A 24620-nucleotide genomic window follows, 5' to 3' on the forward strand; every position below is an offset into this window, starting at 1 on the left:
TGCCTTCCGGCACGCGCGCGGAGCACGATGAGGACATGACCACGAACGACACCCCGCCACCGAGCGGCGGCTCCGGCCCCGGCGACACCGGTCCCGGGACCCCGCCCCCACCGCCACGTCCTGCCGGCGACGGCTTCTTCGACTCGTTGCGTCGCACGGGTGTCACCCGTGCCGAGGACCGCTGGGTCGGCGGCGTCGCCGCCGGCGTCGCCCACCGGTTCGGCCTCGACCCGCTGCTGGTGCGGGGCCTGCTGATCCTCAGCTTCTTCGTCACCGGTGCGGGCCTGGTGCTGTACGGCGCCGCCTGGCTGCTGCTCCCCGAGGCGTCCGACGGCCGGATCCACCTGCAGGAGGCGATCCGCGGGAGGTTCGACGTGGCGGTCCTCGGCGCCGGCCTGGCGATCGTCGCGGGCATCGGCTGGGGCGGCGGGATCTGGCCCTGGTGGGACGGGTTCCCCGAGTGGATCGCGGTCCTGTTCTGGATCGGGTTCTGGGTGGCCGTGGTCTGGCTGATCGTCAAGCTCGTCCGCTCCCGGCAGCAGGGCGGGGCAGCGCCGCCCGCCGCGCCGGCGGCACCGGTGGCACCGGCGGCACCGGCCGAGGCCCCCCCGGGGCCGTCGGCCGCCCCGTTCGAACCCGCGCCGCGGGTGAGCTACGCCTCGGCACCGCCCGCCGCGCCCGTCGCTCCGACTCCCCGGACGCCGGCGCCGACCACCCCGGCCGTCCGCGCCGCGGGTGGCGGGACGATCGGCGTCGTGGTCGGCCTCGCGCTGCTGGCCGGTGCCGGGCTGCTGGCCGCCGACATCGTCCTCGGACTGACGATGCCCGTGTGGGGTCTGTGGCTCGGGACCACGGTCGCGATCGTCGGCGCCGCCCTCGTGGTCACCGGCCTGCGCGGACGCCGCGGCGGGTGGCTGACCGCCTTCGCCGTGCTCGGCCTCGTCGCGACGCTGGTGACGTGGCCGTTCGCCGACCGGCACACCTGGTGGGACGAGTGGCCCTGGGACGACGGGCGCGGTGTCACGACCTCGTCGGGCACCACCGTCAGCTCCGGCATGGTCACACCGCGGTCCGTGGCGGCCGCCGAGGAGGGCGTGCGGGTCCAGTTCGGCGAGGCGTGGGTAGACCTCACCGAGCTCGACCTCACCGACGTCGAGCCGGGGTCGCCCGTCGAGGTCCCGATCGAGATGACCGCCGGGCGCACGGTCGTGGAGATCCCCGCCGACGCGGCCGTGGTGGCCTCCGTCGACGTCAGCGCCGGGAGGTTCGTCTGGGACGTGGACGGCGAGTACCGCACCGTCGACGGGTTCAGCGGCGGCCCCACCACCTACACCAGCGACGAGGCCAGCGAGGCGGGAGGGCCCGTGCTGCTGCTCGACGTCGATGCCCGCGCCGGAGAGATCGTCATCCAGGAGGACCGATGAGCACCGACCCGTACCGCACACCGGGCGCCGAGCCCGAGCCCTCTCCCGACCACCCGACCGTGGAGATCCCCCGGGAGGCCGCGAGCACCGCCGGGGACACCGCGGGCTCCCCCGCGGACACCGCGGGCTCCCGCGGGGACGTCCCGCAGGAGTCGACGTCCACGACCGCCGACGCCGCCACGAGCGCGACGGCTCCCGGCCCCGACCCGGACGTGTCGTCCCCGGGGCGTGCCCGACCGCGGACCGGAACCGTCGTCTGGGGCATCGTCGTGGTGGCCGTCGCGGTCGGCCTGCTCGCCCGCACCGCCGGGGCGAGCATCGACGCCGAGCTGGCCGCCATCCTCGTGCTCGGCACCGCCGGCCTGCTCCTCGTGGTGGGCTCCGTCGTCGGGGCCGCCCGGCGGCGCCGACGCACCGGTCGCTGACCCCGCACGCACGTCGGGGCGAGCACACCGGCAGTGGTGTGCTCGCCCCGACGTCCGTGCTGGTCCGGGAGCTGCGACTCAGGCGGTCCTGGCCGGCGCGGGCCCGCCCGGCGGAGCGGCCGCCGCGGCGACCTTCGGGCCCCCGAGCCGGACGAGGGCGAAGCCGATGAGCACGAACATCACGCCCAGGCCGATCACCAGGGCGGAGACGCCGAACGAGACCACCGAGGTGAACAGCGAGGCCCGCAGGAACGAGGCGTTCATGACCGTGTCACGACGCGGGTCCTCGCGGTCGAGCTCGGCGTAAGTCATGCCCTCCGAGGCCTCCAGCGCGTGCTGGTTGATGACGTCGGCCTGCGCGTAGGCGGTGAAGGGCCCGGCGACCTCCTGGCCGGCCATCATGCTGGCGTCGTCGGAGACCGTGATCTGCTCGTCGGACAGCGTGGACGAGACCACGAACCAGACGACGGCACCGGCGATGATCATCAGGATGCCGGCGATGATGGTGAAGACGCCGATCCCGCGGACACCCTTGGCGGATTGGACGGTTACAGAGCTGGACATGAGTCTGCCTCTCGTAGCGCTTCTGCGGTGGTTGACCGGTAGTTGACGCCCCTGGCCGCCAACTTACCGCTCCCGACCTGCCCCGTCACGACGAACCCGAAGGTCAGAGCAGCAATCCGGCGTCATTCACCCGGGACCGAGAACGTCGGCATGCCCCAGCCGAGCCGGACGGCGAGCAGACGCACCGTGAGGATGAGCACCAGCGGCACCCAGAACACGACCGCCGGATCGGCCCCCAGCTGACGCAGGCCGAGCTGGACCGCCGCCCCGAGCAGCGCCGCCGTGGCGTAGAACTGCGCGTTGCTCAGCACCTCCGGCACCTCGTTCGCCAGCACGTCGCGGATCACGCCCCCGCCGACCCCGGCCATCACCCCGACGACGGCCGCCGAGACCTCGTTCGCCCCCGCCGACAGCGCGACGTTCGTGCCGATGACGACGAACAGCGCCATGCCGGCCGCGTCGGAGATCTCGATGATCTGCAGCCGGCGCAGCAGGTCGAGGGTGCGCGTGCGCGCCAGCGGCACCACCAGGAGCGACGCGACCACACCGACCAGCAGGAACGTCGGCTCGGTCACCCAGAACACCGGCGTCCGGCCGATGAGCAGGTCGCGCAGCGTCCCGCCGCCGATGGCCACGGCGCTGCCGAGGACGACGACGCCGACCAGGTCCATGCGCTTGCGCCCGGCGGCGAAGGCCCCCGAGATCGCGAACGCGACCGTGCCGAGGTACTCCAGCACCCGCTGCACGACGCCGAGGGTCGTGGTGACGGCGTCGGGCTCCGTCGCCAGCGCCGCGGCGAGCTCCCCGGTCACTCCCACTCGATGGTGCCCGGGGGCTTGCTCGTCACGTCGAGCACGACCCGGTTCACCTCGCTGACCTCGTTGGTGATGCGGGTGGAGATGACCGAGAGCACGTCGTAGGGCATCCGAGTCCAGTCCGCCGTCATCGCGTCCTCGCTGGAGACCGGTCGCAGCACGACCGGGTGGCCGTAGGTGCGGCCGTCGCCCTGCACGCCCACCGACCGCACGTCGGCGAGCAGCACCACCGGGCACTGCCAGATCTCGCCGTCCAGACCGGCCTTCGTCAGCTCCTCGCGGGCGATGGCGTCCGCGCGCCGCAGGACCTCGAGCCGCTCGGCCGTGACCTCGCCGATGATCCGGATACCCAGTCCGGGGCCCGGGAAGGGCTGGCGGGCGACGATCGGCTCCGGGACCCCCAGCTCGCGGCCGACGGCACGCACCTCGTCCTTGAACAGGGTGCGCAGCGGCTCGACCAGCTCGAACTGCAGGTCGTCGGGCAGGCCGCCCACGTTGTGGTGGCTCTTGATGTTGGCCGCGCCCTCGCCGCCGCCGGACTCGACGACGTCCGGGTACAGGGTGCCCTGGACCAGGAACTTCACCTCGGAACCCTCGCCGTGCACGGCGTGCTCGTGCCCCTCGGCGACGATGTCGCGGGCGGCGTCCTCGAAGACGCGGATGAACTCGCGGCCGATGATCTTGCGCTTCGTCTCCGGGTCGCTGTGCCCCTCGAGCGCGTCGAGGAAGCGCTTGCGCTCGTCGCGCACGACGAGGTTGACGCCGGTGGCGGCGACGAAGTCGCGCTCGACCTGCTCCACCTCACCCTCACGCAGCAGACCGTGGTCGACGAACACGCAGGTCAGCTGGTCCCCGACGGCACGCTGCACCAGGGCGGCGGCCACCGAGGAGTCGACGCCCCCGGACAGCCCGCAGATCACGCGCGCGTCGCCGACCTGGGCGCGGATCGCCGCGACCTGGTCGGCGATGACGTTGTCCGCGGTCCAGTCGGGCCGCAGCCCGGCACCCTCGTAGAGGAAGTGCTCCAGCACCGTCTGCCCGTGCGCCGAGTGCTTGACCTCGGGGTGCCACTGGACGCCGTACAGGCGACGGCCGCGGTCCTCGAAGGCCGCCACCGGCGACCCGGACGACGTCGCCAGCACCTCGAACCCCTCCGGTGCGGCGTGCACGGAGTCGCCGTGGCTCATCCAGGTGGTCTGGGTCGTCGGGGTGTCCGCCAGCAGCACGCCGGCCGAGCACACCTCGACCTCGGTGCCGCCGTACTCGCGGGTCCCGGTCTGGGCGACCTTGCCACCCAGAGCCTGCGCCATCGCCTGGAAGCCATAGCAGATGCCCAGCACGGGTACGCCGGCGTCGAAGAGCGCGGCGTCCACGAAGGGCGCGCCGGTGGCGTAGACGGAGGACGGACCGCCCGAGAGGATGATCGCCGCGGGGTCGCGGGCGAGCATCTGCTCCGGCGTCCACGTGTGCGGGACGATCTCGGAGTAGACGTTCGCCTCGCGCACGCGGCGGGCGATGAGCTGGGCGTACTGGGCGCCGAAGTCGACCACGAGGACGGGTCGGGGCGTGCTGTCGGGAGCGGTGGCGGGAGACGTCACCGCCTCATCCTATCCGCCGTCGCGCGCGGGTCCGGGTGCCCGCCGGCCTCGGGCCCCGAGCCGCTGCCGCAGGGTCCGCGCGGCCCGCTCGGGGTCCGCGGACTCCGTGATCGCGCGGACGACGACGACCCGTCGCGCCCCGGCGTCGAGGACCGCGTCGAGCCGGTCGGCGTCGATCCCCCCGATGGCGAACCAGGGCGTGGTCGGCGCGGTGCGGGCCACCTCGCGCAGCAGGTCGAGGCCGACGGCGGTCCGGCCCGGCTTGGTGGGCGTCGCCCACAGGGGACCCACGCAGAAGTAGTCGACGTCCCCGTCGGCCTCCGCCGCGGCCGCCTGCGCGGCCGAGTGGGTGGATCGGCCCAGGACCGGGGCCGGGCCGAGCAGGGTCCGCACCGCCGGCACCGGGAGGTCCCCCTGCCCCATGTGCACCACGGGTGCACCGGTGAGGCCGGCGACGTCCGCCCGGTCGTTGACCGCCCACAGCGCCCCGTGCTCGGACGCGACCCGCGCCACCAGCGCCTGCAGCTCGAGCTCGCGGGCGACGTCGAGGGTCTTGTCGCGGAGCTGGACGACGTCCACGCCACCGCGCAGCGCGGCGTGCAGGAACTCCTCCAGGTCGCCGCGCTCCTCGCGGGCGTCGGTGCACAGGTAGAGGCGGGCGTCGGCGAGGCGTGCGCGCAGGTCGGAGGTCTCCATCGGGGCCGAGTCTAGGGACCGGCGGGAGTAGGGTGGGCGCAGCACGGGAGCCTCGCGGAGGCTGAGAGGGCGCGGGGCGCCGACCGTCGAACCTGATCTGGATCATGCCAGCGAAGGGAGCACCGTGGACCGACCCCTGTCCACGCCGCCGGACGGCGTGCGTGACCTCCTCGTCGTGGGCGGAGGCATCATCGGCCTCGCCGTGGCGTGGCGCGCGCTCGGGGCCGGGCTCAGCGTCACCGTCCTGGACCCCGACGCGGGCGACGGGGCGACCCGGGCGGCGGCGGGCATGCTCGCCCCGGCCACCGAGGCCGAGTTCACCGAGGACGCCGCGCTGGCCCTGCACCTGGCCGCCGCCGGCCGCTGGTTGACGTTCGCCGCCGACCTGGAGGCCGCCGCCGGCACCGGTGTCGGGCTGCGAGAGTCCGGCACGCTCACCCTCGCCTACGACGACACCGACGCCGCGCTGCTGCGACGGCTCCTCGCGCTGCAGGCCCGGCACGCGGTGAGCTCGCGGGCACTGACGATCGCCGAGGCGCGCCGGCACGAACCGCTGCTCGGACCGCGCCTCAGCGGTGCCGCCTGGGTCCCGGGCGACCACGCCGTCGACCCCCGCGCCGTGCACGCCGCCCTGCAGCGGGCGATCGCCGACGGGCACGGCGCGGTCGTCCCGCGGGCCGCGGTCCGGCTCGCGCGGCACGAGGGACGCGTCGTGGGCGCGCTCGACGACGCGGGCCGGGTGCACCGCGCCGGCTCGACCGTCGTGGCCGCCGGCTGGGCGTCCGCGCCGCTCCTGGCGGACCTGCCCGAGGTCACGGTCCCGGTCCGCCCCGTCAAGGGCCAGACCCTGCGGCTCCAGACCGACCCGGACCTGGCGCCGCGGCACGTCGTGCGCGGCCTCGTCCAGGGCCGGCCCGTCTACGTCGTGGGCCGGTCACCGGCGACCGAGGGGCCGTGGGCCGGGCACTGCGAGATCGTGGTCGGGGCCACGACGGAGGAGAACCCCGACGACCGCCGCGCCACCGCCGGCGGGGTGTTCGCGCTGCTGCGGGACGCCCGCGCGCTCCTGCCGGCGATCGACGAGGCGGCGCTCGTCGAGGTCACGCCCCGGGCCCGGCCGGCGACGCCGGACAACCTGCCGCTGGTCGGTCCGACCCACGTGCCCGGCCTCCACCTGGCCACGGGCCATCACCGCAACGGCATCCTGCTCGCCCCCCTCACGGCCGAGATCGTCGTGGCGGGCCTGACGGGTTCGTGGTTCGACGTCGACGTCACCCGCGCCGACCCGCCGACCCTGCTCGCCGCTCTCCGGGCGTCGGACCCGCGCCGGTTCCCGTCGCCCGACCCCGACACCCGCCGCACCGACGGAGGACCCCGATGACCAGCACCGACCGACACACCGCCCCCGCCCGCACCCGGGCCCTGGTGAACGGCGCCCCCTACGACCTCGGGCCGACCGGCACGGTGCCGCTCACCGCGCTGGTGGCACGCCTGGCTCCCGGGCACGTCACCGACGGGGAGGTCCGCGGCGTGGCCGTCGCCGTGGACGACGTCGTCGTGCCGCGCGGCGCCTGGGAGTCCACCGCGGTGCGCACCGGCGACCGCGTCGAGATCGTCACCGCCGTCCAGGGCGGCTGAGGAGGAACCATGACCACGACCGACCCGACCACCGAGGGGACCGCCCCGCTCGTCGTCGCAGGGACGGAGATCGCCTCCCCGCTGGTGATGGGCACCGGGGGCGCCGCCAACCTGCTCACCCTGGAGGAGGCCCTGGTCGCCTCCGGCACGGGGCTGACCACGGTGGCGATGCGCCGCGTGGCCCCGCGGGCCGGCGGCGAGGCGACCCGGGACGCGGGGATCTGGGGACTGCTGGAACGCCTCGGCATCCGCGCCCTGCCGAACACGGCCGGATGCTTCTCCGTGCGCGAGGCGGTGCTCACCGCGCAGCTCGCCCGCGAGGCGTGCGGCACGGACTGGGTCAAGCTCGAGGTGATCGCCGACGACGTCACGCTGCTGCCCGACCCGGTGGGCCTGGTCGAGGCCGCCGACGAGCTCGTCCGCGACGGGTTCGTCGTGCTGCCCTACACGAACGACGACCCGATCCTCGCCCGGCGCCTCGAGGACGTCGGCTGCGCGGCGGTGATGCCGCTCGGCGCACCGATCGGCTCCGGGCTCGGGATCCTCAACCCGCGCAACATCGCCGCGATCGCGGAGGCCGCCCGCGTCCCGGTGATCCTGGACGCGGGGATCGGGACGGCGTCCGACGCCGCGCTGGCGATGGAGCTCGGCTGCTCCGGGGTGCTGCTCGCCACCGCGGTCACGCGGGCCGAGGACCCCGTGCGCATGGCCCGGGCGATGCGGCTGGCCACCGAGGCGGGGCGGCTCGCGGCCGGGGCCGGCCGCATCCCCCGGCGCGAGGGTGCGCTCGCCAGCTCGCCGCCCGAGGGGCGGCTCGACCTCGCCCTGTAGTAGGAGGGTCGCTCAGCCGAGCAGCGCGGGGACGCCGCCGACGACGGACCGCGCGTCGAGGCCCGCCGCCCGGGCCACCCGGGCGACCTTCGTCGACCGCGGCCCGGCCGCGCACACGAGCAGCACCGGCCGGTCGGTGGGCAGCGCCTCGAGTGCGGACCGTGCCGCCGCGTCGGGGGCTCCCGCGGCGGTGCCGAGGAACGTCCCGCTGGGCACGAGCCGGGCGCCGGCCACGGGGCGCGCCCGGGCCTCCCACTCCTCGCGCACGTCCACCAGGACGGCGGGGCGCTCGGCCGCGAGCAGTGCCCGGGCGTCGGCGACGGTGACCTCCGTCGCCCCGGGGCCCGGGTCCCCGGCCGGCGCCAGCCCGCAGAAGACCGCGTACGCGTCGTCGCCCGGCAGCATCCCCGTGACGGGGTCGCGCGCCGGGTCGGGCCGGACGGTGAGCGAGCGCCAGTCCGCGGCCAGGGCGTCGTGCACGGCGAGCCGCCCGTGCAGGACGTCGCCGACCCCCGTGATCAGCTTGAGGGCCTCGGTGGCCATCGCGGAGCCGACCGTGCCGCACATCGCGCCGAGCACGCCGCCGGTGGCGCAGTCCGGGACGACGCCGGGCGGCGGCGGGTCGGGGAACACGTCGCGGTAGGTGACGCCCCGGCGGGACGTGGTCCCGCCGTCGGCCGCCGTGTACCGCGGTGCGCCCCAGAAGACGCTGACCTGGCCGTCGAAGCGGTCGATCGACCCCCACACCACGGGCAGCCCGAGGATCTCGGCGGCGTCCGAGACGAGGTAGCGGGTCGGGAAGTTGTCGGCCCCGTCGAGCACGACGTCGTAGCCGCCCAGCACGTCCAGGACGTTGCCGGGGTCCAGGCGCACCGGGTGCTCGACCACCTCGACGTGCGGGTTGACCTCCGCGATCGCCGCGGCCGCCGACGTCGTCTTGGGCCGGCCCAGGTCCGCCTGGCCGTGCAGCACCTGGCGCTGGAGGTTCGTGACGTCCACGACGTCGTCGTCGACGACCCCGATCACCCCGACACCGGCGGCGGCCAGGTACAGCAGGGCCGGGCTGCCGAGCCCACCGGCACCGACCACGAGCACCCGGGCGGCCGCGAGCCGCCGCTGCCCGTCGAGGCCCAGCCCGGGCAGCGCGAGATGCCGTGCGTAGCGGTCCAGCTCGGCGTCGGTCAGCCCGGGTGCCGGGTCGACCAGGGGCGCCAGCCGGTCGGTCGTCCGGTCCGGGGCGTCGGCGTGCACCGTCACACCCCGTACCGGTCGGCGAGCGCCACGAGCTTGGCGTCGGCGTCGGCGTGCACCCGCTTCTCCAGCACGAACGACATCACCGGGACCACACCCGCCAGCACCATCGTGGTCAGCCGGCCGAAGCTCCAGCGCATCTTGGCCCACAGGTCGAGCACCGTGACCAGGTAGACGACGTAGATCCACCCGTGGGCGAACGGCACCCAGCCCATGTAGTCGATGACGGCCTGGACCGGGACCAGGTACTTGAAGACCATCTCCACGCAGAGCACGAGCAGCATGACGCCGGTGACGATCGCCAGCACCCGGTAGCGGGTCAGGGCGCCGCGTGCCTTGCGGATGGCGGTCGCCGCCTGGTCGGTGGTGGCCGTCGGGGTGTTCTGCTCGGTGCTCACCTCACCAGGATAGGCGGGGAAGTTCCGGTGCCTGACGGGTCCGGCCCCGGGCAGGGGGGTCAGGACGACGGCAGCCCGGCGATCCCGGTACCGACCGGGTCGTCGTCCCGTCGTCCGCCCTCCCGGGGGTGCCGGTCCCGTCGTCGTTCTCGACGCCCGCCGGCCATCTCGTCCCGCACGAGCCGGACCCACAGGGCCACGGCGAACAGCCCGAACACCCACCACTGCAGGGCGTAGAAGAAGTTCTGCAGGTTCACGTCGGTCCCGCCGTCGAGCACGGGGCGGGGCAGGGGCGCCGGACCGCCCGACGCCGCTGCGGGCTGCGCCGGGTCGGACGAGGTCAGCACGGCGTACGCGGAGTAGATCGGCCCGTCCCACGTGTTCGCGAGCGCCGACGCGGCGATGTCCTGCGTCAGCGGCGGACCGTCCGGGTTGTCGGGGACCGTCCCGGTGCGCGCGGTGGACTCGGAGGCCTGCAGCCAGCCCGTCACGTCGACCTCGCCGGCGGGCACCTCGAGGGCCGCGGGCCCCGGGGCCGGCGAGTCGACCCAGCCGCGGACCACCGGCAGCACAGGCGGCCCGGACAGCTCGGCCCACGACGCCCCGCCGGTCCCGTCGTCGGACACGCGCAGCGGCGTGAGCACGAGGTACCCCTCGACGCCGTCCAGGGACCGGCCGGCGACGAGCATCTGGCCGTCCGGCTCGTAGGTCCCGGTGACCCGGGCCTCGCGTCCGACGAGCTCCCCGGGGAACGCCTCCTGCGGCGCCAGCAGCTCGCCGAGCTCGGCCGGTCCGGAGGCCTCCTGCTCGACCGCCTCCTGCTGGGCGGCGAGGTTCGCCCGCTCGTAGGCACGGTCGATCTGCCAGACGCCGAGGCGTCCGCACACGGCGGCGGCGAGCAGGAGCAGCAGCAGGACGACGAGCATGCGCGGCTGGCGGGCGACCGCCCAGAACGAGCGTCGTGCGGGCGGGGCGTCGGACACGGCCCCACGGTATCCGCGTCGACGCCACCGACGGGAATCCGATATGGTCTGACCACAGGGTCGGGACACCGGCGGGCAGCAGGAACCAGGCACGCCCGCCATCCAGTCCTCCCCCTGCACTCGGGCCCCGGGTGCGGTGGAATGAGGTCACGAGCACGGCCCTGACGTCCCGAGCGGAGGAGTGGCAGATGAGCACGACGACCCCGAGCACCACGACCTGGCCGGCCACCGGTGTCACCGAGCTGTCGGACACCGACGTCGACCGGCTCGACCAGTGGTGGCGCGCGGCCAACTACCTCTCGGTCGGCCAGATCTACCTGCTGAGCAACCCGCTGCTGCGTGAGGAGCTGACGCGCGACGACGTCAAGCCCCGCCTCCTCGGGCACTGGGGCACCACGCCGGGTCTCAACTTCCTCTACGCGCACCTCAACCGGACGATCCGCGAGCGCGAGCAGTCGACGGTCTACGTGGCGGGCCCCGGCCACGGCGGACCCGGCCTGGTGGCGAACACCTACCTCGAGGGCACCTACACCGAGACCTACAGCGACATCACCCAGGACGCCGAGGGCATGCGCCGGTTGTTCCGGCAGTTCTCGTTCCCCGGCGGGATCCCCAGCCACGTCGCCCCGGAGACCCCGGGATCGATCCACGAGGGCGGCGAGCTCGGCTACGCGCTCTCGCACGCCTACGGCGCGGCGTTCGACAACCCCGACCTGCTGGTGGCCGCCGTCGTCGGCGACGGCGAGGCCGAGACCGGGCCGCTGGCGACCAGCTGGCACTCCAACAAGTTCGTCAACCCCCGCACCGACGGTGTCGTCCTGCCGATCCTGCACCTCAACGGGTACAAGATCGCCAACCCCACGGTGCTGAGCCGCATCAGCGACGACGAGCTGCGCGCCCTGATGGTCGGCTACGGGCACACCCCGTACTTCTTCACGGGCGGTTTCGACGGCGAGGACCACGCGGCCGTGCACCGGCGCTTCGCCCAGCTCCTCGACGAGGTGATGGACCACATCGCCCGCATCAAGGCCGACGCCGCCGCCGGGAACGACGAGCGACCGGCCTGGCCGATGATCGTCTTCCGCACCCCCAAGGGCTGGACCTGCCCGCCGGAGATCGACGGCAACAAGACCGAGGACTCCTGGCGGTCCCACCAGGTCCCGCTGTCCAGCGCCCGCGACACGACCGAACACCTCGACGTGCTCCGCGACTGGCTGCAGTCCTACCGCCCCGAGGAGCTCTTCGACGACGCGGGCCGGCTGCGCGAGGAGATCGCGGCCCAGGCCCCGACCGGCGACCTGCGGATGAGCGCGACCCCGTACGCCAACGGCGGGCGGCTGCTCAAGGACCTGCGCATGCCCGACTTCCGCCGCTTCGCCGTCGACGTGCCCGAGCCGGGCGGTGCCGTGGCGGAGTCGACCCGCGTGCTCGGTTCGTGGCTGAACGAGGTGGTGCGCCGCAACCCGGACAACTTCCGCATCTTCGGACCCGACGAGACGGCCTCGAACCGGCTGCAGGCGGTCTACGAGACGACGGACAAGCAGTGGAACGCCGACTTCTACGGCCCGGACGTCGACGAGCACATGGCGCGCGCGGGCCGGGTCATGGAGATGCTGTCCGAGCACCAGTGCCAGGGCTGGCTGGAGGGATACCTGCTCACCGGCCGCCACGGCCTGTTCACCAGCTACGAGGCGTTCATCCACATCGTCGACTCGATGTTCAACCAGCACGCCAAGTGGCTCAAGGTGACCAACCACATCCCGTGGCGGCGGCCGATCGCGAGCCTCAACTACCTGCTGTCCAGCCACGTGTGGCGTCAGGACCACAACGGCTTCAGCCACCAGGACCCGGGCTTCATCGACCACGTGGTCAACAAGAAGGCGGAGATCGTGCGGGTGTACCTGCCGCCGGACGCCAACACGCTGCTCAGCACGTACGACCACTGCCTGCGCAGCCGCCAGTACGTCAACGTCGTCGTGGCCGGCAAGCAGCCGGCCCCGCAGTTCCTGTCCATGGACGACGCGATCGCGCACTGCACCCGCGGGCTCGGCATCTGGGAGTGGGCCGGCACCGAGGTGCACGGCGAGGACCCGGACGTCGTGCTCGGCTGCGCCGGCGACGTGCCCACGCTCGAGGTGCTGGCCGCCGCGGACATCCTGCGCACCGAGCTGCCGGACCTCAAGGTGCGCGTGGTCAACGTGGTCGACCTCATGCGGCTCCAGGACGAGCACGAGCACCCGCACGGGCTCTCGGACAAGGACTTCGACGGGCTGTTCACGCCCGACCGGCCGGTGGTCTTCAACTACCACGGCTACCCCTGGCTCATCCACCGGCTCACCTACCGCCGGCGCAACCACGGCAACATCCACGTGCGCGGGTACAAGGAGGAGGGCACCACGACCACCCCCTTCGACATGGCGATGCTCAACGACATCGACCGGTACCACCTGGTGATCGACGTGATCGACCGGGTGCCGGGGCTGGGCTCGAAGGTCGCGGGCCTGCGCCAGCGGATGGTCGACCAGCGCCTGGCCGCCCGCCAGTACACCCGTGAGCACGGCGAGGACATCCCCGAGGTGCGCGACTGGGTGTGGCCCGGGGCCCGCCGGGTGGTCGGCGAGGGTGCTGCCGGCATGCAGGACACCGGCGGCGACAACGAGTGACCGCGTGCGCGGCGGCGGGCCCGTGCCCACCGCCGCGCACGCCGTCCTGGGCGTGACGCACCCGACGTCCGGAATCGGTGCACCGTCCGTCCCGATGCGGTGGAATGGGGTTGACCACCGCCCAGCACAGAGAAGCAGGCAGGCAGTGAGCACTCGCAGCATCTACATCGCCTCCCCCGAGGGGGACACCGGCAAGTCCACCGTCGCGCTGGGGGTGCTCGACCTCCTGGTCCGCCAGGTGCAGCGCGTCGGCGTCTTCCGCGCCGTCTCCCGCGTCCCCGAGCGCCCGTCGCCCGACGGCGGCACGTCGCTGCGCGACCACGTCCTGGAGCTGATGCTCGAGCACGACGGCGTGGACCTCACCTACGCGGAGACCGTCGGCGTGACCTACGACGACGTGCACGCCGACCCCGAGGCCGCGCTGTCACGGATCGTCGAGCGGTACCACCGGGTGGCCGCGCAGTGCGACGCCGTCGTCATCCTCGGCACCGACTACACCGACGTCTCGGGCGCCACCGAGCTGGCGTTCAACGCCCGTGTGGCCGCCAACCTCGACTCCCCCGTGCTGCTCGTCGTCTCCGGGCGCGACCGCGGGATCGACGAGGTCACGACCCTGACCCGGCTCAGCCTGGCCGAGCTGCGTGCCAACCACGCCCAGCCCGTCGGCGTCGTCGTCAACCGGGCCGAGGGCGCGGTGCGCGACGCCGACGCGGCGACCGTGGCCCGGTTCCCGGGCGAGGACCTGCCCGCCTGGGTGATCGGCGAGGAACCCTTCCTGGGAGCGCCGACGGTGGCGCAGCTCGCCGAGGCGGTCGACGGCACGCTGCTGCTGGGCGACCAGGACCTGATGTCCCGGGAGGCGCTCGACCTCATCGTCGGGGCCATGACCTTCGAGCACATGCTCGGCCGCCTCGCCGACGGCACCGTGGTCATCACCCCGGGCGACCGGACGGACATCCTGCTCGGCCTGCTGGCCGTGCAGGCGGCCGACCGCTTCCCGTCGCTGGCGGGGATCATCCTCACCGGGGGGCACCGGCCGACGGGACGCACCGGCCAGCTCGCCGCCGCGCTGCAGCCCCACGTGCCGATCATCGCGACCGCGGACGACACCTACGAGGTCGCGCGGACGGCGTCGCGCACCCGGGGCCGGATGTCCCCCGACGCCCAGCGCAAGCACGACGTGGCCCGCGCGATGTTCGAGCAGAGCATCGACGGCGACGAGCTGCTGGCGCGGCTGGCCGTCGAGCGGACGCCCGTGGTCACCCCGCTGATGTTCGAGCACGAGCTCATCGAGAGGGCCCGCGCCGACCGCCGCCGCGTCGTCCTGCCCGAGGGCGACGACGACCGGATCCTGCGCGCGGCCTCGACCGTGCTCGCCCGCGGCATCGCGGACCTCACGATCCTGGGCGACGAGGCCGCGATCCGGAAGCGTGCCGCCGAGCTGGGGCTGGACATCACCGACGCGCAGGTGCTCTCCCCGACCGACCCGGAGCACGTGGAGACGTTCGCCGCCGAGTACGCCCACCTGCGCGCCCGCAAGGGCATGACGGTCGAGCGGGCGCGGGAGATCGTCACGGACGTCTCCTACTTCGGCACGATGATGGTGCACCTGGGCCTGGCCGACGGCATGGTCTCCGGCGCGGCGCACACGACGGCGCACACGATCCGCCCGTCGTTCGAGATCATCAAGACCCAGCCGGGCGTCTCCGTCGTGTCCTCGGTGTTCCTCATGTGCCTGCCGGACCGGGTGCTCGCCTACGGCGACTGCGCCGTGAACCCCGACCCGACGGCCGAACAGCTCGCCGACATCGCGGCCTCCTCGGCCGCCACGGCCGAGCAGTTCGGCGTCGACCCGCGGGTGGCCATGCTGTCCTACTCCACCGGGACCTCCGGGTCCGGCGCGGACGTCGACAAGGTGCGCGCGGCGACCGCGCTCGTCCAGGAGCGGCACCCCGAGCTGTCCGTGGAGGGCCCGATCCAGTACGACGCCGCCGTGGACGCCTCCGTGGCCGCCTCGAAGCTGCCGGACTCCTCGGTGGCCGGCAAGGCGAGCGTCTTCATCTTCCCGGACCTGAACACCGGCAACAACACCTACAAGGCCGTGCAGCGCTCCGCCGGCGCCGTGGCGATCGGCCCGGTCCTGCAGGGGCTCAACAAGCCGGTCAACGACCTCTCGCGCGGGGCGCTCGTGGCCGACATCGTGAACACGGTCGCGATCACCGCCATCCAGGCCCAGTCGACGTCGAACGGAGAGACCGCATGAGCATCCTGCCCGCCTCGGAGCGACCGAACCCGTACAGCGCCTACGGGGCGCACGGTTCGGTGCTGGTGCTGAACTCGGGGTCGTCCTCGTTGAAGTACCAGCTGGTCAACCCGGTGGGCGGCGAGGCGATCGCGGCGGGGACGGTCGAGCGGATCGGCGAGCCGAGCGGGATCGTCACCCACACCTACGGCGGGAACCGCACGCGCCGGGAGCTGGAGGTCGCCGACCACGGCGACGCGCTGAAGCTCGCGCTGGGCATGTTCGACGAGGCCGGGCCCGCGCTGAGCGAGGCGGGGATCCACGCCGTCGGGCACCGCGTGGTGCACGGCGGGGCGGAGTTCTCCGGCCCGGCCGTGGTCGACGACGGCGTCATCGAACGCATCGAGGCCCTGGTCCCGCTGGCCCCGCTGCACAACCCGGCGAACCTCCAGGGCATCCGGGTGGCGCGGGACCTGCTCGGCGACGTGCCGCACGTGGCGGTGTTCGACACGGCCTTCTTCCAGGCGCTGCCCGCGGAGGCCTACACCTACGCCATCGACCGTGAGGTCGCGCGCGAGCACGCCGTGCGGCGCTACGGCTTCCACGGCACGAGCCACCAGTACGTGGCCGGCAAGGTGGCCCGGGTGCTGGGCCGGCGGGTCGAGGACCTCAACACGATCGTGCTCCACCTGGGCAACGGGGCGTCGGCGTCGGCCGTGCGCGGGGGCGTCCCGATCGACACCTCGATGGGCCTGACACCGCTGGAGGGCCTGGTCATGGGCACCCGCTCCGGCGACATCGACCCGGCGGTGGTGTTCCACCTGGCACGCAACGCGGGGATGGACATCGACGAGCTCGACACCCTGCTCAACAAGCGCTCGGGCGTGCTGGGACTGTCCGGCGTCAACGACTTCCGCGAGCTGCACCGGCTCGTCGACGAGGGTGACGAGGACGCCGCCCTGGCCTTCGACGTGTACATCCACCGGCTGCGCAAGTACGTGGGCGCCTACACGGCGCTGCTGGGCCGCGTGGACGTCATCGCGTTCACCGCGGGGGTCGGCGAGAACGACGCCGCGGTGCGGGCCGCGGTCTGCGCGGACCTGGAGGCGCTGGGGATCGCCGTCGACGACGACCGCAACGCCGCTCGCGGCGGGGAGCGCATCATCTCCCCCGACTGGGCCCGGACGCTGGTCATGGTGGTCCCGACGATGGAGGAGCTGGCGATCGCGCGGCAGAGCGTCGAGGCCGTCGACGGCCTGGACCCCTCGTCGGCGGTCACGGCCGGCTGAGCGCCGGGCCGGCGGGCCCCGGTCCGGGTCGCCCGACCCTGCGCCTCCGGCTCAGGCGACGGCGAACACGATCCAGGCGATCGCGAAGCCCATCAGGCCGATCCCCGTCTCCATGACGGTCCAGGTCCGCAGCGTGGTGCGCACGTCCATGCCGAAGAACCGGCCCACCAGCCAGAAGCCGGAGTCGTTCACGTGGCTGAGCACCACGGATCCGGCGGCGACCGCGACGACGACGGCGGCGAGCTCGAGCGCGCCGTAGCCGCCCGCGGCGACCGCCGGTGCGATGAGGCCGGCGGCCGTGGTCAGCGCGACCGTCGCCGACCCCTGGGCCACTCGCAGCACGGCGGCGATGAGGAACCCGGCCACGATCACGGGCAGCCCGAGGTCGCCGAGCACGTCGGCCAGGGCGTCGCCGATGCCGGTGGCCCGCAGCACGCCTCCGAACATCCCGCCGGCGCCGGTGATGAGGATGACCGAGGCGACCGGGCCGAGCGCCGAGTCGAGCGTCTTCTCCAGGGCGGTCCCGCCGATCCCCCGGCGACGCCCGAGGGCCCAGGCGGCGACGAGCACCGTGATCAGCAGGGCGACGGGGGTGGACCCGACCAGCCCCGCGACGGCCACCACGCCGGACCCGGCGTCGACCCAGCCGACCGACGCCGCCGTCTCAAGCCCGGTGTTGGCGAAGATGAGCAGCAGCGGCAGCAGGAGGATCCCGACGACCGTGCCGAAACGCGGCGGGTTGGCGATCTGGGCGGCATCGGCGTGCCCGAGGAGCTCGGGGACGGGCAGCTCGAGGCGACGGCCGGCGAACCGCCCGAAGAGGTAGGCGGTGACGTACCAGGTGGGGAGGGCGGCGAGCAGGCCGACGAGGAGGACGACGCCGACGTTCGCGCCGAGGAACTCCGAGGCGGCGACGGGGCCGGGGTGGGGCGGCACGTAGATGTGCATGACGGAGAACGCACCGGCCACCGGCAGCCCGTAGAGCAGCACCGAGCCGCCCAGCCGCCGGGCGACGGCGAACACGATGGGGAGCATGACCACGAGCCCGGCGTCGAAGAAGATCGGGAACCCGAACATCAACGAGGCGATCCCGAGGGCGAGCGGTGCGCGCCGTTCCCCGAACCGGGCGACGAGCACGTCGGTCAGGACGGTGGCACCACCGCTGGTCTCGACCAGTCGGCCGAGCATGGCGCCGAGACCGACGAGCAGGGCGACGGCGGCCAGGGTGGAGCCGAAGCCGTCGAGCAGCACCTCGACGATGCCGCCGGCGGGCAGGCCCGCCGCGACGGCGGTGAGCAGGCTGACCAGCACGAGCGCGACGAACGCGTGCAGCCTGATCTTGATGATGAGCACGAGCAGCAGGCCGACCGCGGCCGCGGCGATGCCGAGCAGCGGCCCGGCGGTGAGGGTCTGGGTCCAGTCGTCAGGGGTCATCGTGTCCTCGTCGACGTCGGGGTGGCGGGGTGGGGGGAGCTGGGAGCCGGGGACGGCCGGTTAGCCGAGGTGGAGCCGGTCGACGACGGTGTCGACGATGTCGGCAGGTTCCGCGGCGACGCTGACGGTGGTCCCGTCCTCGTCGGCGCCGAGCGGTTCGAGCGTGGCGAGCTGGGACGGCAGGAGGGTCGCGGGCATGAAGTGTCCCGTCCGACCGCCCATCCGCTCCGCGAGCAGCTCGGGCGGACCGTCCAGGTGCACGAACCGCACCCGACCGTGCGCGCCGCGCAGCACGTCGCGGTAGGCGCGACGCAGGGCGGAGCAGGTGACGACGCCGGGACGACCGGCGTCGGCCTCGGCGCTGAGCCAGTCGCGGATCGTGGCGAGCCAGGGGGCGCGGTCGTCGTCGGTGAGCGGTGTCCCTGCGGTCATCTTGGCGATGTTGGCCGGGGGGTGGAACTGGTCGGCCTCCGCGTAGGTGACGCCGAGGCGCTCGGCCAGGAGCGCAGCGACCGTGGTCTTGCCCGAGCCCGCGACGCCCATGACGACGACGTGCGTGACGGCGTCGGGTGCGGCCCGGTCTACCGGGGTGGTGACGTCGGTGTCCATCGTGTCGACTTCCGTGTCGGTGGGATGCGTCCTCCGAGCATGCCTCATTGGTAACACCTTTGGCAACCCATTGATATCACCAATTGCGAGCCGGGTGGGCGTCGGTAGGCTCGCCCCATGCCGACCACCGCCCTGCACAACGACGTGCTCGACGCGGTCGGGCGGTCCATCACCAGCGGCGACGTCCCCGCCGGAGCCGTCCTGACGCTCGAGACGATCGGCAGCGAGCACGGCGTCTCCCGGACCGTCGCCCGCGAGGTGATGCGGCTGCTCGAGGGTCTCGGACTCGTCCGCTCGCGCCGCCGGGTCGGGATCGTCGTGCTGCCGATGGAGGACTGGAACGTCCTCGACGCCCGCGTGATCCGCTGGCGGCTCGGCGGCCCGGGACGCGACGCCCAGCTGCGGACGCTCACCGAGCTCCGGCATGCCGTGGAACCGCTGGCCGCCGCCGGCGCGGCGCTGCACGCCTCCGACGAGGTGCGGGCCGAGCTCGTCGACCTCGCCGCCCGCATGCGGGTGCTCGGCGTCCGGGGGGACCTCGAGGACTTCCTCGCGCTCGACATCCGGATGCACGAGCTGCTGCTGCGCGCCAGCGGCAACGAGATGTTCGCCGCCCTGTCCGGCGTGGTCGCCGAGGTGCTCGCCGGGCGCACCCACCTGGGGCTCATGCCCCCCTCGCCCGCTGCCGAGGCGCTCGACCAGCACGAGGCGGTAGCTCGCGCGGTCGCCTCGGGTGACGCCCCGGCCGCGGAAACGGCGATGTCCGCGATCGTCGGCGAGGTCCGTCGGGCGCTGCCGGACCGACCGGACGAGGAGGCGTCGTGACGGTCCTCGTCGACCCGCCGCTCTGGCCCGCGCACGGCCGCCACTGGTCCCACCTGGTCTCGGACCGGTCCCTGCACGAGCTGCGGACCTTCGCCCGCGCCGCCGGCATCCCGGACCGCGGCTTCGACCTCGACCACTACGACGTACCCGCCGACCGGTACAACGACCTGGTCGCGGCCGGCGCCGTGCCCGTCATGGGACGCGAGCTGTCGTCGGCGCTCGCCGCCTCCGGCCTGCGTGTCCCCGGGTGGGAGCGGGCCCGCGCCAAACCGGCTGCGTTGCGGGCCCGGTGGGCACGGCTGTGGACGGACCCGGGAGCGACGCCGGCCGGGGCCACCGCCGCCGTCGGCGAGGAGCTCGTCGAGCGCTGGGGCGAACCGCACCGCGTCTACCACTCACGGCTGCACCTGGCCGACACCCTCGACGCCCTCGACGGGCTGCTGGCTGCGGGGACCACGGGCGGGGCCGGGCGCCTCGCGGCGCTCGCCCTGTGGTTCCACGACGCCGTGCACGACGGCGCCACCCCGGCCGACGAGGAGGAGTCGGCAGCGCTCGCGCGCACCCTGCTGCCGCCGTGCCGCGACGAACGCGAGGCGTCCCGCACGCCGGGACCCACGGGTGACGAGCAGGCGGAGGAGGTCGCACGGCTCGTCCGGGTGACGGTCGACCACGACCCGGCTCCCACCGACCACGTCGGTGCGCTCGTCAGCGACGCCGACCTCGCGGTCCTCGGCGGGACACCGGCGCGCTACGCGCGCTACACGGCCCAGGTGCGCGCGGAGTACGGCCACGTCGACGACGGCGCCTTCCGGGCCGGGCGCGCCGCGGTGCTCGAGGGGCTGCTCGCCCTGCACACCGGACGCGGGTTGTTCCGCACGGAGGCCGGCCGCCGGCGCTGGGCCGCCCGGGCCGCGGAGAACCTGCGCGCCGAGCTGGCCGCACTCACCGGGTGAGACGGCGGGTCAGGGCGTCCGTCAGGGCATCCGGAGGCGCCGCATCGCCCGCAGCGCACCCGTGAGCACCCGGCTGGGCACGTCCCCGCCGAGCTCGTACAGGGCATCCACCGAGATCCCGAGACCGTGCCCGCGCTGCGCGACGACGCTCTGCGTCTCGGTCACCGCCTCGATCGCCTCCCGGCCGTGCCGCCGGCCCAGGCCGGAGGCCTTCATCCCGCCCATGGGCGCCGCGGCCGAGCCCCAGGCGTGCAGGTAGCCGTCGTTGACGACGACCGTGCCGGTCTCGACCCGGGCCGCGAGGCGCCGGGCACGGGCGACGTCGGTCGACCAGATCGAGGCGTGCAGGCCGAAGTGCGTGTCGTTCATGACGCGCACCGCCTCGTCGTCGCCACCGACCCGGGTCACGGCCACGACCGGGCCGAACGTCTCCTCGTGCCGGCACGCGGCGTCGTCCGGGACGTCGTCGAGCACCGTCGGGGCGTAGAAGTACGGGCCGACGTCGCTGCGGTGGACCGCACCGACCAGGGCCCGGGCGCCCTTGGCCAGGGCGTCGTCGACGTGCCCCGCCACCCGCTCGAGCTGGTCGGCCGAGACGAGCGAGCCGACGTCGGCCGTGTAGTCCAGGCCGGTGCCCAGGGTCAGTGCCCGCACCGCCGGCACGAACCGCTCGAGGAACCTCTCGGCGATCCGTTCGTGCAGCACGAGGCGCTCGCTCGACATGCACAGCTGGCCGGCGTTCGTGAAGCAGGCGCGCAGCACGCCGGGCACGGCACGGTCCAGGTCGGCGTCGGCCGCGACGTACAGCGGGTTCTTGCCACCGAGCTCGAGGGTCGCCCCGATCAGCCGCTCCCCCGCCCGGGCCGCGATCTTCCGCCCGGTCTCGGTGGAGCCGGTGAACGCGACGTGGTCGACGTGGTCCACCAGCTCCGCCCCGATGTCCGCGCCGCCCGCGACCACGGCGAAGAGGTCGTCCGGCAGTCCCGCCTCGGCCAGGAGCTCGGACGCCCACAGCGCCGACAGGGTGGTCTGCGGGTCCGGCTTGAGCACGACGGCGTTGCCCGCCAGCAGGGCGGGGACGGTCTCGGACAGGGCCAGGGTAAGCGGGAAGTTCCACGGGGCGATGATCCCCACGACGCCCACCGGCCGGCGGTGCACGCGCACCCCGGTGAGGACCGACAGGGCCCCCGGCTCGCGCCGGTCGGCGAGGTAGCGCTCCGCACGGCGCACGAAGTGCCGGCAGGTCTGCGCGATGTCGGCGACCTCCTCGAAGGCGTTGCGGCGCGACTTGCCCGACTCCATCTGGATCAGATCGAGGATCTCGGACTGCCGCTCGAGCACGAGCACCCCGAGCCGGTCGAGCACGCGGGCGCGCTCGCGCAGCGGCAGGGCGGCCCAGTCGTGCTGAGCGGCCCGCGCCGCCCGGGTCGCTCCGACGACGTCCTGCGGGCTCGACAGCGGGACGGCCGCCAGCGGCGCACCGGTGAACGGCAGCTCGCTGCGGTGGGTGCCCGCACCGTGGGAGGTCACGACGCGCCGGACCAGCGGGGCCACGATCTCGGGCTCCAGGACGTAGGTGGAGGCGGGCAGCTCCGGGTCGATGACGTCCCCCAGAGCACCGTCGCCCTCGTGCGCAGTTGCCATGGGCGACAGCCTACGCGGACCAGGTGACATCCGTGTCACCGCAGGTCGGCGGCGATCTTCACCCCGCTCGGCGCGGGTCGTCGAGCGTCCGCCCGAGCACGCGCGTCTCCTGGTCGACGTACCCGAGCCCCGTGGTCCGCCGGCCGGGATCCACGGCCACGTCGTAGAGCCAGCCGCGGTGCCCCTCGTACCCGGCCAGCACGGAGCCGACGACGACGTCCCCGTCCCGCGCGACGAGCACCGTCGCGGCGGGGTGGGCCCGCGCGTCGGCGATGTCGCGGTACGGGTCGTTCCAGGGCCGGGTCAGGTCGCTGGCCCGCCACAGGCCGACGACGCCCTCGACGTCGTCGTCACCGATCTCCGTGACCCGCACCCGCGACGGCGGTGGCCCGGCCGGCACGGGTCCGCTCACCGCGGCTGGTACGGCGAGACGACGACCTCGACGCGCTGGAACTCCTTGAGGTCGGAGTAGCCCGTGGTGGCCATCGCGCGGCGCAGCGCGCCGACGAGGTTCGTCGTGCCGTCGGCGGTGTGCCCGGGGCCGAAGAGGATCTCCTCCAGCGTCCCGGCGGTGCCGACCTCGACCCGCTCGCCGCGCGGGAGCTGGGCGTGGTGGGCCTCGGGGCCCCAGTGCCACCCCTCGCCGGGCGCCTCGGAGGCGCGTGCCAGCGCGGCACCGAGCATCACGGCGTCGGCCCCGCAGGCGATGGCCCGGACGATGTCTCCCGAGTGACCCACGCCGCCGTCGGCGATCACGTGCACGTACCGACCGCCGGACTCGTCGAGGTAGTCGCGGCGGGCCGCTGCGACGTCCGAGACCGCGGTGGCCATGGGCGCGTGGATGCCGAGGCCGACGCGGGTGGTGTGCGCGGCACCGCCGCCGAACCCGACCAGCACGCCGGCCGCCCCGGTGCGCATCAGGTGCAGGGCGGCGGTGTAGCTGGCCGCGCCACCGACCACGACGGGCACGTCGAGCTCGTAGATGAACCGCTTGAGGTTGAGCGGCTCGGCGCTGGTCGAGACGTGCTCGGCCGAGACGGTGGTGCCCCGGATGACGAACAGGTCCACCCCGGCGTCGAGCACGGTCTGGTAGTGCTCCTGGATCCGCTGCGGCGACAGCGCCCCGGCCACGGTGACCCCCGCGGCGCGGATCTCCTTGAGCCGCTGGGTGATGAGCTCCGACTTGATCGGCTCGGCGTAGATCTCCTGCATGCGCCGCGTCGCCTCCGCGGCGGGCAGCGCACGGATCTCCGCCAGGAGCGGGGCCGGGTCGTCGTAGCGGGTCCACAGGCCCTCGAGGTCGAGCACCCCCAGACCGCCCAGGTTGCCCAGCGCGACCGCGGTGGCCGGGCTCATCACCGAGTCCATCGGCGCCGCCACGATCGGCAGGTCGAAGTGGTAGGCGTCGATCTGCCACCCGGTGGAGACGTCCCGCGGGTCGCGCGTCCGGCGCGAGGGGACCACCGCCACGTCGTCGAAGGAGAAGGCGCGACGCCCGCGCTTGCCACGTCCGATCTCGATCTCGTTGCTCACACGGGTCAGCCTACCGGCCGCCGTGTCGGTGGCCCGTGGCATCGTCACCGACGTGAGGACACGAGAGGGGATCGAGATGGACGACGCCGGCTGGACCGTCGGGCCGCTGCTCGGGTTCGACACCGAGACGACCGGCGTCGACGTGCACCAGGACCGCGTCGTCACGGCGGCCGTCGTGCTCCGCACGCCGCTGACGACCGAGGTCCGCACGTGGCTGATCGACCCCGGGGTCGGGATCCCCGAGGAGGCGGCGGCGATCCACGGGGTGACGACCGAGCACGCCCGCGCGCACGGCGTCGCACCGGCCGAGGCGCTCGAGGAGATCGCCGCGCTGCTCACCACGCACCTGCGCGAGGACGTCCCGGTCGTGGCCTACAACGCCGCGTTCGACCTGACGCTGCTCGACGCCGAGCTGGCGCGCCACGGCCTGCCGACCCTGCCGGAGCGGCTCGGACGGCCCGTCGCCCCCGTGCTGGACCCGCTCGTGATCGACCGGTGGCAGGACCGGTACCGCCGGGGGAAGCGTCGACTGGGCGACCTGTGCGAGCTCTACGGCGTGGTCGGCGACGGCGAGCTGCACAGCGCCGACGTGGACGTGCTGGCCACCCTCGACGTGCTGGACGCGCAGGTGCTGCGGTTCCCCGATCTGCGTTCGGTGGCGCTCGACGCCCTGCACGCGGCGCAGCGCGACGCCCACCGCACGTGGGCGGAGAGCTTCAACGCCTGGCGCGACCGCAAGGGTCTGCCGGGACCCGGCGCGTCCACGTCCTGGCCCACCACACCGCGCGCCGCCGGCTGACCGGAC

General features: G+C 74.2%; 23 protein-coding genes and 1 riboswitch. Of the genes, 11 read left to right on the forward strand and 12 right to left on the reverse strand.

The features are described from left to right. The first annotated feature begins 35 nt into the window (after window positions 1-35). Together HLI28_RS15740 and HLI28_RS04620 are read left to right on the forward strand one after the other, a co-directional pair. A complete protein-coding gene (locus tag HLI28_RS15740) occupies window positions 36-1424 on the forward strand; it encodes a PspC domain-containing protein (protein WP_171246342.1) in 1389 nt (462 codons plus the stop codon). After that, window positions 1421-1849, forward strand: a complete 429-nt coding sequence (locus tag HLI28_RS04620; RefSeq protein WP_171246343.1) for a hypothetical protein — start codon at window positions 1421-1423, stop codon at window positions 1847-1849. The genes HLI28_RS15740 and HLI28_RS04620 overlap by 4 nt, the downstream gene beginning before the upstream one ends. Before the next feature lie 78 nt (window positions 1850-1927). Here the strand turns inward: HLI28_RS04620 and HLI28_RS04625 are convergent, their stop codons facing one another. From HLI28_RS04625 to thiE, 4 genes are all read right to left on the reverse strand, one after another. Continuing rightward, complete coding sequence (locus tag HLI28_RS04625; RefSeq protein ID WP_171246344.1) at window positions 1928-2413, reverse strand: aromatic ring-opening dioxygenase LigA; 486 nt, start codon at window positions 2411-2413, stop codon at window positions 1928-1930. A gap of 122 nt (window positions 2414-2535) precedes the next feature. Beyond that, window positions 2536-3225 (reverse strand): TRIC cation channel family protein, encoded by a 690-nt coding sequence (locus tag HLI28_RS04630; RefSeq protein ID WP_171246345.1) that lies wholly within the window; start codon window positions 3223-3225, stop codon window positions 2536-2538. Then, window positions 3222-4826: a glutamine-hydrolyzing GMP synthase gene (guaA, locus tag HLI28_RS04635; RefSeq protein ID WP_171246346.1), complete on the reverse strand. Its 1605-nt coding sequence runs from the start codon at window positions 4824-4826 to the stop codon at window positions 3222-3224. The genes HLI28_RS04630 and guaA overlap by 4 nt, the downstream gene beginning before the upstream one ends. Before the next feature lie 9 nt (window positions 4827-4835). Then, window positions 4836-5522 (reverse strand): thiamine phosphate synthase, encoded by a 687-nt coding sequence (thiE, locus tag HLI28_RS04640; protein WP_171246347.1) that lies wholly within the window; start codon window positions 5520-5522, stop codon window positions 4836-4838. 33 nt (window positions 5523-5555) lie between these two features. Further along, window positions 5556-5658, forward strand: a riboswitch (TPP riboswitch). On the opposite strand from thiE, the gene thiO reads away from it, so the two are divergent. The 3 genes from thiO to HLI28_RS04655 all read left to right on the forward strand — a co-directional run bounded on the left by thiO (window position 5647) and on the right by HLI28_RS04655 (window position 7991). Further along, window positions 5647-6903, forward strand: a complete 1257-nt coding sequence (thiO, locus tag HLI28_RS04645) for a glycine oxidase ThiO (protein ID WP_343035662.1) — start codon at window positions 5647-5649, stop codon at window positions 6901-6903. (Overlaps the previous riboswitch by 12 nt.) Further along, window positions 6900-7160 (forward strand): sulfur carrier protein ThiS, encoded by a 261-nt coding sequence (thiS, locus tag HLI28_RS04650; protein ID WP_171246348.1) that lies wholly within the window; start codon window positions 6900-6902, stop codon window positions 7158-7160. Before thiO ends, thiS begins: the two co-directional genes overlap by 4 nt. A gap of 9 nt (window positions 7161-7169) precedes the next feature. Continuing rightward, a complete protein-coding gene (locus tag HLI28_RS04655; RefSeq protein WP_171246349.1) occupies window positions 7170-7991 on the forward strand; it encodes a thiazole synthase in 822 nt (273 codons plus the stop codon). A 12-nt stretch (window positions 7992-8003) separates the two neighbouring features. On the opposite strand, the gene HLI28_RS04660 is transcribed toward HLI28_RS04655, so the two are convergent. From HLI28_RS04660 to HLI28_RS04670, 3 genes are read right to left on the reverse strand one after another with little or no spacing between them, the layout of a single operon-like run. Then, a complete protein-coding gene (locus tag HLI28_RS04660; RefSeq protein WP_343035663.1) occupies window positions 8004-9242 on the reverse strand; it encodes a ThiF family adenylyltransferase in 1239 nt (412 codons plus the stop codon). A 2-nt stretch (window positions 9243-9244) separates the two neighbouring features. Then, complete coding sequence (locus HLI28_RS04665; protein ID WP_171246350.1) at window positions 9245-9640, reverse strand: DUF3817 domain-containing protein; 396 nt, start codon at window positions 9638-9640, stop codon at window positions 9245-9247. Window positions 9641-9699: 59 nt separating this feature from the next. After that, complete coding sequence (locus HLI28_RS04670) at window positions 9700-10623, reverse strand: SURF1 family protein (protein ID WP_343035664.1); 924 nt, start codon at window positions 10621-10623, stop codon at window positions 9700-9702. A gap of 188 nt (window positions 10624-10811) precedes the next feature. Here HLI28_RS04670 and HLI28_RS04675 point away from each other — a divergent pair, with 188 nt between their 5' ends. The 3 genes from HLI28_RS04675 (at window position 10812) to HLI28_RS04685 (ending at window position 16817) form a co-directional block, all read left to right on the forward strand. Further along, a complete protein-coding gene (locus HLI28_RS04675) occupies window positions 10812-13286 on the forward strand; it encodes a phosphoketolase family protein (RefSeq protein ID WP_171246351.1) in 2475 nt (824 codons plus the stop codon). A gap of 94 nt (window positions 13287-13380) precedes the next feature. Beyond that, window positions 13381-15549 (forward strand): phosphate acetyltransferase, encoded by a 2169-nt coding sequence (gene pta / locus HLI28_RS04680; RefSeq protein WP_171246352.1) that lies wholly within the window; start codon window positions 13381-13383, stop codon window positions 15547-15549. Beyond that, window positions 15546-16817 (forward strand): acetate/propionate family kinase, encoded by a 1272-nt coding sequence (locus HLI28_RS04685; protein ID WP_171246353.1) that lies wholly within the window; start codon window positions 15546-15548, stop codon window positions 16815-16817. The genes pta and HLI28_RS04685 overlap by 4 nt, the downstream gene beginning before the upstream one ends. A 51-nt stretch (window positions 16818-16868) precedes the next feature. Here HLI28_RS04685 and HLI28_RS04690 read toward each other — a convergent pair whose 3' ends face one another. Continuing rightward, window positions 16869-18251 carry a GntP family permease gene (locus HLI28_RS04690; protein WP_171246354.1) on the reverse strand — a complete coding sequence of 461 codons (1383 nt, stop codon included), beginning with the start codon at window positions 18249-18251 and terminating at the stop codon, window positions 16869-16871. A gap of 60 nt (window positions 18252-18311) precedes the next feature. Next, entirely contained in the window at window positions 18312-18860 is a 549-nt protein-coding gene (locus HLI28_RS04695) for a gluconokinase (RefSeq protein ID WP_171246355.1), read from the reverse strand. 117 nt (window positions 18861-18977) lie between these two features. Between HLI28_RS04695 and HLI28_RS04700 the strand changes: the two genes are divergently transcribed. Together HLI28_RS04700 and HLI28_RS04705 are read left to right on the forward strand one after the other, a co-directional pair. Continuing rightward, window positions 18978-19685, forward strand: a complete 708-nt coding sequence (locus tag HLI28_RS04700) for a FadR/GntR family transcriptional regulator (protein ID WP_171246356.1) — start codon at window positions 18978-18980, stop codon at window positions 19683-19685. Beyond that, window positions 19682-20638 (forward strand): DUF4031 domain-containing protein, encoded by a 957-nt coding sequence (locus tag HLI28_RS04705; RefSeq protein ID WP_171246357.1) that lies wholly within the window; start codon window positions 19682-19684, stop codon window positions 20636-20638. Before HLI28_RS04700 ends, HLI28_RS04705 begins: the two co-directional genes overlap by 4 nt. Before the next feature lie 21 nt (window positions 20639-20659). Here HLI28_RS04705 and HLI28_RS04710 read toward each other — a convergent pair whose 3' ends face one another. The 3 genes from HLI28_RS04710 to HLI28_RS04720 are packed head-to-tail and all read right to left on the reverse strand — an operon-like array spanning window position 20660 to window position 23815. Next, entirely contained in the window at window positions 20660-22282 is a 1623-nt protein-coding gene (locus HLI28_RS04710) for a succinic semialdehyde dehydrogenase (protein ID WP_171246358.1), read from the reverse strand. Between the two features lie 58 nt (window positions 22283-22340). Then, on the reverse strand, window positions 22341-22694 hold the full coding sequence (locus HLI28_RS04715) for a GNAT family N-acetyltransferase (protein ID WP_171246359.1): 354 nt from the start codon (window positions 22692-22694) through the stop codon (window positions 22341-22343). Continuing rightward, window positions 22691-23815 (reverse strand): GuaB3 family IMP dehydrogenase-related protein, encoded by a 1125-nt coding sequence (locus HLI28_RS04720; RefSeq protein WP_171246360.1) that lies wholly within the window; start codon window positions 23813-23815, stop codon window positions 22691-22693. Before HLI28_RS04720 ends, HLI28_RS04715 begins: the two co-directional genes overlap by 4 nt. Before the next feature lie 76 nt (window positions 23816-23891). Here HLI28_RS04720 and HLI28_RS04725 point away from each other — a divergent pair, with 76 nt between their 5' ends. After that, the gene (locus HLI28_RS04725; protein WP_171246438.1) at window positions 23892-24614 is read left to right on the forward strand and encodes an exonuclease domain-containing protein; all 723 of its coding nucleotides are present in this window, start codon (window positions 23892-23894) and stop codon (window positions 24612-24614) included. Window positions 24615-24620 lie beyond the last annotated feature (6 nt).

The sequence above is a fragment of the Isoptericola sediminis genome, from assembly GCF_013085345.1.
Taxonomy (GTDB): Bacteria; Actinomycetota; Actinomycetes; order Actinomycetales; family Cellulomonadaceae; genus Isoptericola; species Isoptericola sediminis.

Bases quoted from the DNA above. Each gene is read 5' to 3' on its own strand.
- HLI28_RS15740 (WP_171246342.1), top strand. From the start codon at position 36: ATGACCACGAACGACACCCCGCCACCGAGCGGCGGCTCCGGCCCCGGC.
- HLI28_RS04620 (WP_171246343.1), top strand. From the start codon at position 1,421: ATGAGCACCGACCCGTACCGCACACCGGGCGCCGAGCCCGAGCCCTCT.
- HLI28_RS04625 (WP_171246344.1), bottom strand. From the start codon at position 2,413: ATGTCCAGCTCTGTAACCGTCCAATCCGCCAAGGGTGTCCGCGGGATC.
- thiE (WP_171246347.1), bottom strand. From the start codon at position 5,522: ATGGAGACCTCCGACCTGCGCGCACGCCTCGCCGACGCCCGCCTCTAC.
- thiS (WP_171246348.1), top strand. From the start codon at position 6,900: ATGACCAGCACCGACCGACACACCGCCCCCGCCCGCACCCGGGCCCTG.
- HLI28_RS04655 (WP_171246349.1), top strand. From the start codon at position 7,170: ATGACCACGACCGACCCGACCACCGAGGGGACCGCCCCGCTCGTCGTC.
- HLI28_RS04675 (WP_171246351.1), top strand. From the start codon at position 10,812: ATGAGCACGACGACCCCGAGCACCACGACCTGGCCGGCCACCGGTGTC.
- pta (WP_171246352.1), top strand. From the start codon at position 13,381: ATGCGGTGGAATGGGGTTGACCACCGCCCAGCACAGAGAAGCAGGCAG.
- HLI28_RS04685 (WP_171246353.1), top strand. From the start codon at position 15,546: ATGAGCATCCTGCCCGCCTCGGAGCGACCGAACCCGTACAGCGCCTAC.
- HLI28_RS04690 (WP_171246354.1), bottom strand. From the start codon at position 18,251: ATGACCCCTGACGACTGGACCCAGACCCTCACCGCCGGGCCGCTGCTC.
- HLI28_RS04695 (WP_171246355.1), bottom strand. From the start codon at position 18,860: ATGGACACCGACGTCACCACCCCGGTAGACCGGGCCGCACCCGACGCC.
- HLI28_RS04700 (WP_171246356.1), top strand. From the start codon at position 18,978: ATGCCGACCACCGCCCTGCACAACGACGTGCTCGACGCGGTCGGGCGG.
- HLI28_RS04710 (WP_171246358.1), bottom strand. From the start codon at position 22,282: ATGGCAACTGCGCACGAGGGCGACGGTGCTCTGGGGGACGTCATCGAC.
- HLI28_RS04725 (WP_171246438.1), top strand. From the start codon at position 23,892: ATGGACGACGCCGGCTGGACCGTCGGGCCGCTGCTCGGGTTCGACACC.